The 7406-nt window shown below is 74.5% G+C and carries 6 protein-coding genes; 5 read left to right on the top strand and 1 reads right to left on the bottom strand.

What is annotated here, in order from left to right:
* Nucleotides 1–297: 297 nt before the first annotated feature.
* From DY240_RS25075 to DY240_RS25055, 5 genes are all read left to right on the top strand, one after another.
* Complete coding sequence (locus DY240_RS25075; RefSeq protein ID WP_119662426.1) at nucleotides 298–939, top strand: DUF6758 family protein; 642 nt, start codon at nucleotides 298–300, stop codon at nucleotides 937–939.
* A 31-nt stretch (nucleotides 940–970) separates the two neighbouring features.
* Nucleotides 971–1819 (top strand): PHP domain-containing protein, encoded by an 849-nt coding sequence (locus DY240_RS25070; protein ID WP_407659401.1) that lies wholly within the window; start codon nucleotides 971–973, stop codon nucleotides 1817–1819.
* Nucleotides 1820–1862: 43 nt separating this feature from the next.
* Nucleotides 1863–2468, top strand: coding sequence for a MarC family protein (locus tag DY240_RS25065; protein ID WP_119662424.1), 606 nt, complete (start codon nucleotides 1863–1865; stop codon nucleotides 2466–2468).
* Between the two features lie 36 nt (nucleotides 2469–2504).
* Nucleotides 2505–3338: a RecB family exonuclease gene (locus DY240_RS25060; protein ID WP_119662423.1), complete on the top strand. Its 834-nt coding sequence runs from the start codon at nucleotides 2505–2507 to the stop codon at nucleotides 3336–3338.
* Nucleotides 3339–3487: 149 nt separating this feature from the next.
* Nucleotides 3488–4237 (top strand): L,D-transpeptidase, encoded by a 750-nt coding sequence (locus DY240_RS25055; RefSeq protein ID WP_119662422.1) that lies wholly within the window; start codon nucleotides 3488–3490, stop codon nucleotides 4235–4237.
* Between the two features lie 69 nt (nucleotides 4238–4306).
* Here DY240_RS25055 and DY240_RS25050 read toward each other — a convergent pair whose 3' ends face one another.
* Nucleotides 4307–6880, bottom strand: coding sequence for a LuxR C-terminal-related transcriptional regulator (locus DY240_RS25050; RefSeq protein WP_119662421.1), 2574 nt, complete (start codon nucleotides 6878–6880; stop codon nucleotides 4307–4309).
* Nucleotides 6881–7406 lie beyond the last annotated feature (526 nt).

Below are 7406 nucleotides of genomic sequence, written 5' to 3'. Positions count from 1 at the left end.
CAGCCGACTCCGCAAGCTCCGTCGGCAGCAACCCCCTGCCCACTCACGGCCAGTTTCATATCAGCTGCCCGTTCTTGGCCGCGGAATCGCGGGTCAAGCGGATCCTCGTCGGCGCGAAGCGCCCTAATAGGTCCGCTTTGAGGCGCGGTTGCGCGGCGAAGAGAATGGGCAGCAGGGGGACGGGGAGCCCCACAACCCCGCTCACGAAACGGTCGCGACGGTTCATTTCCGGCGCCTGCGCGAGGCGTGGGCGGCGAGGCGCTTGACGGGCCGGACGCGAGCCGTCAGCGTCGTCGTGTGAGAGGCGAACGAACCTGCCCGCGGTGCGGCGCGCCCGCACGTCCGCCCGGCGCCTGGACGAGCCGGTGGAGGTGCGACCTGCACGGCGAGGTGTACCCGCTGGCGCCCGTGTCGACGCCGAGCGCGTCGCTGGTGCACCAGCTTGCCCGCGACTCGCACGTGCCGCTGTGGCTGCCGTGGCCGCTGCCGCGCGGCTGGGTCGTCGGAGCGGTCATCCACGCCGGCGACGACGCCGGCGGTGTGCGGGCCGCCGGCGTCGGGATCACCGGGCCGAACCCGCTGGGCGGCCCGGGCGACTTCCTGCTCGTCGCCGAGGAGCAGGGCGTCGGGCTCGGCGCCGGGCTCGCAGGGCTGGAGGGCACCGACCCGGGCAAGGCGGTCGAGGGCGAGCCGCAGGCCAAGGTGCAGGTGCAGGGCCGCTCGGTGCCGCTGTGGTTCGTGGAGGGGCCGGCCGACCGCGCCGTCTACGCCGGTCACTGGGGCGGCAGCTGGCTGTGGGCGATCCTGTACCCGCAGTCGGCCGGCGTGCTGCTGCTCGAGGACGTCGAGGTGGTCGATCTGCGTGATCTCGGCCACGAGGCGGACCTGTTGCCGTACGGAACGCCTCCGCCGTGGCTGGCGCGGGGCTACGATCAGTGAGGTCATCGGACGTCCAGCGATCACATCGAGGGTGCCCCGGTTGCGCATCGATCTGCACACCCACAGCAGCGTCTCCGACGGCACCGACCGGCCGGAGAACGTCGTCCGGCGAGCCAAGGAGGTCGGTCTCGACGTCGTCGCGCTGACCGACCACGACACCTTCGACGGCTGGGCCGCCGCGCTCGCGGCCGGTGACGAGACCGGCGTCGAGGTGGTGCCGGGCGCGGAGATCTCGACGGACCTGCGCGGCCACGGCGTGCACCTGCTGGCCTACCTGGTCGATCCCGCGTACGAGCCGCTGGCCGCCGAGCTGGGCCGGGTCCGGCACGACCGCCGCACGCGGCTGGCCCGCATCGCCGCCGCGCTGACGACGGCCGGGCTGCCGATGGACGTCGCCGACATCCTGGCCCACTCGCCCGACGCCAGCACCGTCGGCCGGCCGCACGTCGCCGACGCGATGATCGCCAAGGGGTACGTGCGCGACCGCGAGGAGGCGTTCGCCTGGTGGCTCGGCCAGGGCCGGCCGGGCTGGGCGGCGAAGTACGCGCCCGACATCGAGGACGCGATCCACCTGGTGCACGCGGCCGGCGGCGTGTGCGTGCTCGCGCACCCGTGGGGTCGCGAGGGCGCCCGCCGCGCGCTGACGCCGTCGGCCGTCGAGGCATTGCGCGAGGCCGGCCTCGACGGCATCGAGGTCGACCACCAGGACCACGACGACGCCAGCCGGCGCACCCTGCGCCGCATCGCGCGCGACCTCGACCTCGTCGTCACTGGGTCCAGCGACTACCACGGCACCGGCAAGCTCGACCACGAGCTGGGCGTCAACACCACCGCGCCGGAGGAGTGGGAGCGGCTACGATCGCTGGCCGGCGGGCGCTGACCCCGCCGACCGGCGACCACACGAGCCCCCATGGAGTCCCCAGGTGAACTGGCAGCTGTTCGGCGAGGTCGTCGTCACGCTGTTCGTGATCATGGACCCGCCGGGCACCGTACCGGTGTTCCTGGCCCTGACGGGCAACCGGCGGCCGGCTGAGCGCAAGCGGGCGGCCTGGGAGGCCGTCGCCGTCGCCGCCGGTGTCATCGCGGTGTTCGCACTGTTCGGGCAGACGATCCTCGACTACATGCACATCAGCCTGCCCGCGTTGCAGGGCGCCGGCGGACTGCTGTTGCTGCTGGTGGCGCTGGAGCTGCTGACCGGCAAGGCCGACCAGCCGGAGACCGCGGCCGGCGGGAACGTCGCGATGGTGCCGCTCGGGACGCCGCTGCTGGCCGGGCCGGGCGCCATCGTCGCGACGATGGTGTTCGTGCAGGACTCCGACGGCGGCTGGGACTTCCTCGCGCTGGTGCTGGGCATCGCGGTGGTCCTGGTGTGCATCTGGGCGTCGATGCGGTTCAGCGTGGTGCTGCTGCGGGTGCTGAAGGAGTCGGGCATCCTGCTGGTCACCCGCATCGCCGGCCTGCTGCTGTCCGCCATCGCCGTGCAGCTGGTGGCCGACTCCGTCCGGGCCTTCGCCGAGGGTGCGGGGTGACGCGACCCTGTCGGTGGCGGGCGGAAGAATGACGACATGAGCCAGCCCATCCTCGACGGCATGCCGCGGCGCCTCTACAGCGCCACGCCCACGCGGCTGAACACCTGGCTCGACTGCCCCCGCCGCTACCGCTTCACCTACCTCGACCGCCCGCCGCCGCCCAAGGGGCCGCCGTGGGCGCACAACACGCTGGGCGCCGTCGTGCACAACGCGCTCGCCGGGTGGTGGCGGCTGCCGCGCGACGCCCGCACGCCGCACCGGGCCGGCGCCATGGTCGACGAGTACTGGACGGCCGAGGGCTTTCGAGACGCGGAGCAGGCCGATCTCTGGCGGGTCCGGGCTCGCGACATGGTGACGGGCTACGTCGCCCGGCTCGACCCCGACGACGAACCCCGCGGCGTCGAGCGCACGGTCGGGCTCATCCACGGCGGCACGTCGCTGACCGGCCGCATCGACCGCGTCGACCAGCGCGGCGACGAACTGGTCATCGTCGACTACAAGACCGGCCGGCACGTGCTCAGCACCGACGACGCCCGCAGCTCGCTGGCGCTCGCCGTCTACGCCGCGGCCGCCGCCCGCACGCTGCGCACCCCGTGCCACCGGGTCGAGCTGCACCACCTGCCGTCCGGCACCGTCGCGGTGTGGGAGCACGACGACCGCACGCTCTCCCGTCACCTCGACCGCGCCGACGGCATCGCCGCGGAGTGCGCCGAGGCCGACGCCGCGTTCCGGGCCGGCGACACCGGCGACGCCCGGTTCCCCGCGCGCCCGTCGTCCCTGTGCGGCTGGTGCGACTACCTGCAGCACTGCTCCGAGGGGCGGGCGTCCACGTCCACCCGGGCGTCGTGGGCCGGTCTCGAGGCGTCCTGACGGCGGTCGTGACACCGGCGTGACCGGGTTCGTCCGGTCGGTCACGTTTATCCGGGCGCGCCCGAGAGCATGATCATGCCGGCGCCGCCGCCCGGACCGGGTGGTGGCGTACGCTGAGTGACGGTTGTTCCCGACCCGAAGGAGCGCGGATGGCAGGGCGCTACGGCGTCTCGGCCCGATCGGCCACGCGGCACTCGTCCCGTCGTCGTTCCCGCGTTCGCCGCCGCTCCCGTGTGCACGGCGTGCGGGTCACCGTGCTCAGCTGTTCCCTCGCGGTCACCGCCGGCCTGTTCGCGCTGGCCGGCACGGCCACCGGGCCCGACGTTCCGGCCAGTTCGGGCGTGCTGCCGCCGCTGTCCGAACGCGACGGCGACGACGCCTCGCGTGGCGACGCCCGCGTCGCGTCCGCCAAGGCCGCCCGGCCGGCCATGGTCAAGGTCGTCGTGCAGCCGCCGGCCGACCCCGACGTCAAGCCGGTCGCCACCGCGCCGCTCCCGTCCGGCAGCGGCTCCGGTCACCGGGTCGTGTTCGACATCACCCAGCAACAGGTCTGGCTGGTCGACGCCGACGACACCGTGGTGCGCACGTACTACGTCTCGGGCAGCCGCTACGATCAGCTGCCCACCGGCACCTTCGAGGTGTTCTCCAAGTCCCGCGACGCCGTCAGCTGGCACGGCACCGAGACCATGGAGTACATGGTGCGGTTCTTCCGCGGCCAGAACTCCAACATCGGCTTCCACGACCTCCCGGTCGCCACAGCCACCGGCACCGAGGTGCAGACGCTCTCCCAGCTCGGCACGCCGCTCTCCGACGGCTGCATCCGCCAGGACCTCGAGGACGCCGTCGCGCTCTGGGAGCACACCGAGGTCGGCACCCCCGTGGTCGTCGTCCGTACCTGACTCACATCGCCTTCAAGGGAGCTGCCAACGCGGCCGACTCGCCGGACCCGTCGCCGGCGGTAGCCGCGCTCAGCGGCCGCTGAGTGCGGCCGGGAGCTCCGCGCGGCTGGTGATGCCGAGCTTGGCGTAGATGCGCGCCAGGTGGCTCTCGACCGTGCGGGTCGAGATGCTCAGCCGCCGGGCGATGTCGCGCGAGGAGATGCCGGCGGCGGCCAGCGGCGCGATCTCCTGCTCGCGCCGGGTGAGCGCGATGGTCTGCTGCCGCGGCGGGTTGGTCCAGACGCCGTAGCCGGCCAGGGTCGCCTCGAACGCCGACGCCAGCTCGGTGTCGCCGTCGGCGAGCGCGCGGGCGTAGCCGGCCATCGCGTCGGCGCGGGTGAGCCCGTCGCACTGCTTGGCGGCCGCGGCCATCCGGTCGGCGACGTCGGACAGCGTCAGCTCGCGGGCCGTCGGCAGCCCGTCCGCCAGGCCGAGCAGGGCGACGTGCAGCGAGTCGAGCTCGGCCGGCGGCAGGTTCGCGGCGGCCGCGGCGTCGGCGGCGTCCAGGGCCTGGTCGACGGCGTCGGCCTCGCGGCGGGCCAGGCCGACCCACAGCAGCGTGCGGCGGCGCCGCCCGAAGATCGTCGACGACTCGTGCACCGGCTGGCGCAGCGCCTCCTCGCGGAACCGCGCCGCCTCGTCGACGTCGCCGAGCCAGACGGCCGACTCCGCGGCCAGCGCCAGCGCCGCCGGCAGCAGGCCGCGAGGGTCGGCGTCGCGCAGGGCGGCGATGGCCCCGCCCAGGTGACCGGACGCCTCGGACCAGCGGCCGCGGGCCATCGCGAGCTGGCCCTCGACCAGCCCAGGAACGTTGCGGTGGTGGTGCACGTGCCCGATGTCGAGGTCGGACTCGTCGGCATGCATGCGCTCCGCGCCGCCGACGTCGCCGGCGAACAGCCGGATCACCACCATGGCGGCACGCAGCGGCATGAGGAACGCGGTCGCCTCGGACAGCGACTCGCGGGCGGCGTCCATGTACCGCTCGCCCAGCCGGAGCGCCTCGGCCACCCGGCCGCCCCGCGCCAGCGACAGCTGCACCGGCGCGGCCAGCTGGATCCGGGCCAGTAGCGGCAGCGTGGTGTCGTCGAGGAAGTCGACCGCCTCGTCCAGCGCGTCGCCGCGGCGTCCGACGTTCATCAACACCGCCAGCCGGTGCCCGCGCACGACGGCGGACGACTGCGGGCACGCCGCGACCCGCGGCAGCGCCTCGTCCAGCAACCGGACCGCGGCCGCGGGATCGGCCTGCCCGTGGAAGAGCACGTCGGCGCCGGTGATCGCCGCGTGCGCCTCCAGCGCCGGCGTCAGCACCTCGGCGGGCAGCGCCCGCAGCTGGTCGAGGTCGGCCTGTGCGCGGTCGACGGCGCCGAGCACCCGGTGCGCTCGTGCCCGCTCGGCCAGCGCGCCGGCCACCACGCCGTCCTCGGGGTCGGCGAGCAGCGCGAGATCGGCGAACCGGCGCGCGTCGGCGGCCTGCTGCAGCCGGTTGGCCAGCGCGGCGGCCTCGACCAGCAGCTCCGGCTCGGGCACCGACCCCGCCTCGAGCGCCCACGACACCCAGCGCAGCAGGTCGGGCAGCGACGCGTCGCGCGGACCGGGCAGGTGGCGGACCACGCGCTCGCGCAGCACACGGCGCCGGCCCGGCGGCACCAGACTGCGGATCGCCTCACCGTAGACCGGGTGCGAGAGCCGGGCGGCCGGCGGCGTGGTGGTGTTGTCGACGACCAGCATGCCGGCCGCGACCAGCGAGTCGACGGCGTCGGTGTCGGCCAGCTCGAACAGCAGCGGCAGCGGCAGCGACTCGGCCAGCGATACGATCTCCAGCACCTCGCGCTCGCCGTCGGGGCGGCGGCGCAGCTCCGCGGTGACCAGCTCGATCAGCCGTCCGGGCACCACCGGCCCGGTCCACGTCCACACCCCGTGGTTGTGCAGCAACTCGTTCCGGCTCAGCGCGGAACGGACGAGCTCGCGCAGGTAGAGCGGGTTGCCCAGGCTCGCCTCCCACATGCGGCGGTCGGTGTCGCGGCCGACGACGCCGCCGAGCGCCTCGCGCAGCAGCAGCGTGGTCTCGGCGCGGCTCAGCGGCGCGACGTCGATCCAGCGCAGCCAGCCGTCCTTCCACAGCGCGACGAGGTCGTCCGGGATGCCGGGGTTCGGGCGGCTGGTGACCAGCAGCCGGGCGCGCTTGGACATCGCCAGCATGCGCAGCACGCCCGCGCTGGCGCCGTCGAGCAGGTGGGCGTCCTCGACGCGCAGGATCACCGGCCGGCCGCCGGCATCGCGGCCGAGCCGCTCGGCCGCGGCCTGGAACACCGAGATCGGGCTGGCGTCGGCGTGCGCGGCGACATCGGTCAGCAACGGGGCGAGCGCGCCGAGCATGACCGGCTGCGCGCGGCTCGGCGATGTGACGGTCACCACATGAGCGTCGCCGCCGACCGCCTCCTCGAGCCGGCTCGCCAGCGTCGACTTGCCGACGCCGGACTCGCCCACCAGCAGCACGCCGTACCCCGTCGCGGGGTCGTCGCCGGTCAGGACCTGCAGCGCGGCCGCATACTCGTCGTACCGGCCGACCAGTGGCCACTGACCCAGCGCGTGAGTGGCGTGCATGCACGCCAACGGTAGAGGCAGATGACCAAGATCGCGGCGATCCGCGCGGAAGAATTTACGTAATCACTACGGATGCCGCCGGCGTGCGGCTCTTCGTAGCGTTGGGCACAGCTTGTTGCCCGGTCAGCCGGGCTCGACAGGTTCGGGATGACGGCGGGCTGGTACCACGTCGGACTCCCGTGCTCGGCCGGACCGCAGGGGGCGCCTGCTACGCCGGCCGCGCTGCCTTCCGGTGACCGTCGGCACCCTCCACCCCGAGGTCACACCACCCCTGCGCTGGCGGTCATCGGGAGGCTCCATCGGACCCGAAGGGGTCCGGCGACCCCGTCCCCCGTGGGGTCGCCGGATCCCTTCGCTGTGTCGTGCGTCCGTGCGCCGCCGGTCAGGAGGCGGCGCTGGAGCCGGCTTCCGGCGCGTGGCCGGTGCTGCCGCCGTCGTCGACGGCCTTGCCGCCGCGGGTGCGGCGCCGGGTGCGTTGCCGGCGGGGCCGCGCGCCCTCCTCGGAACGGGGCTCGGTGTGGCCGTG

The organism is Jiangella rhizosphaerae, from assembly GCF_003579925.1.
Classification (GTDB): Bacteria; Actinomycetota; Actinomycetes; order Jiangellales; family Jiangellaceae; genus Jiangella; species Jiangella rhizosphaerae.
The sequence above is the reverse complement of the archived record's forward strand: the minus strand, read 5'-3'. Positions and strand labels throughout refer to the sequence as shown.

Excerpts from the sequence above, each read along its gene's own strand:
- DY240_RS25050 (WP_119662421.1), bottom strand. The coding sequence starts at position 6,880 with ATGCACGCCACTCACGCGCTGGGTCAGTGGCCACTGGTCGGCCGGTAC.
- DY240_RS25060 (WP_119662423.1), top strand. The coding sequence starts at position 2,505 with ATGAGCCAGCCCATCCTCGACGGCATGCCGCGGCGCCTCTACAGCGCC.
- DY240_RS25055 (WP_119662422.1), top strand. The coding sequence starts at position 3,488 with ATGGCAGGGCGCTACGGCGTCTCGGCCCGATCGGCCACGCGGCACTCG.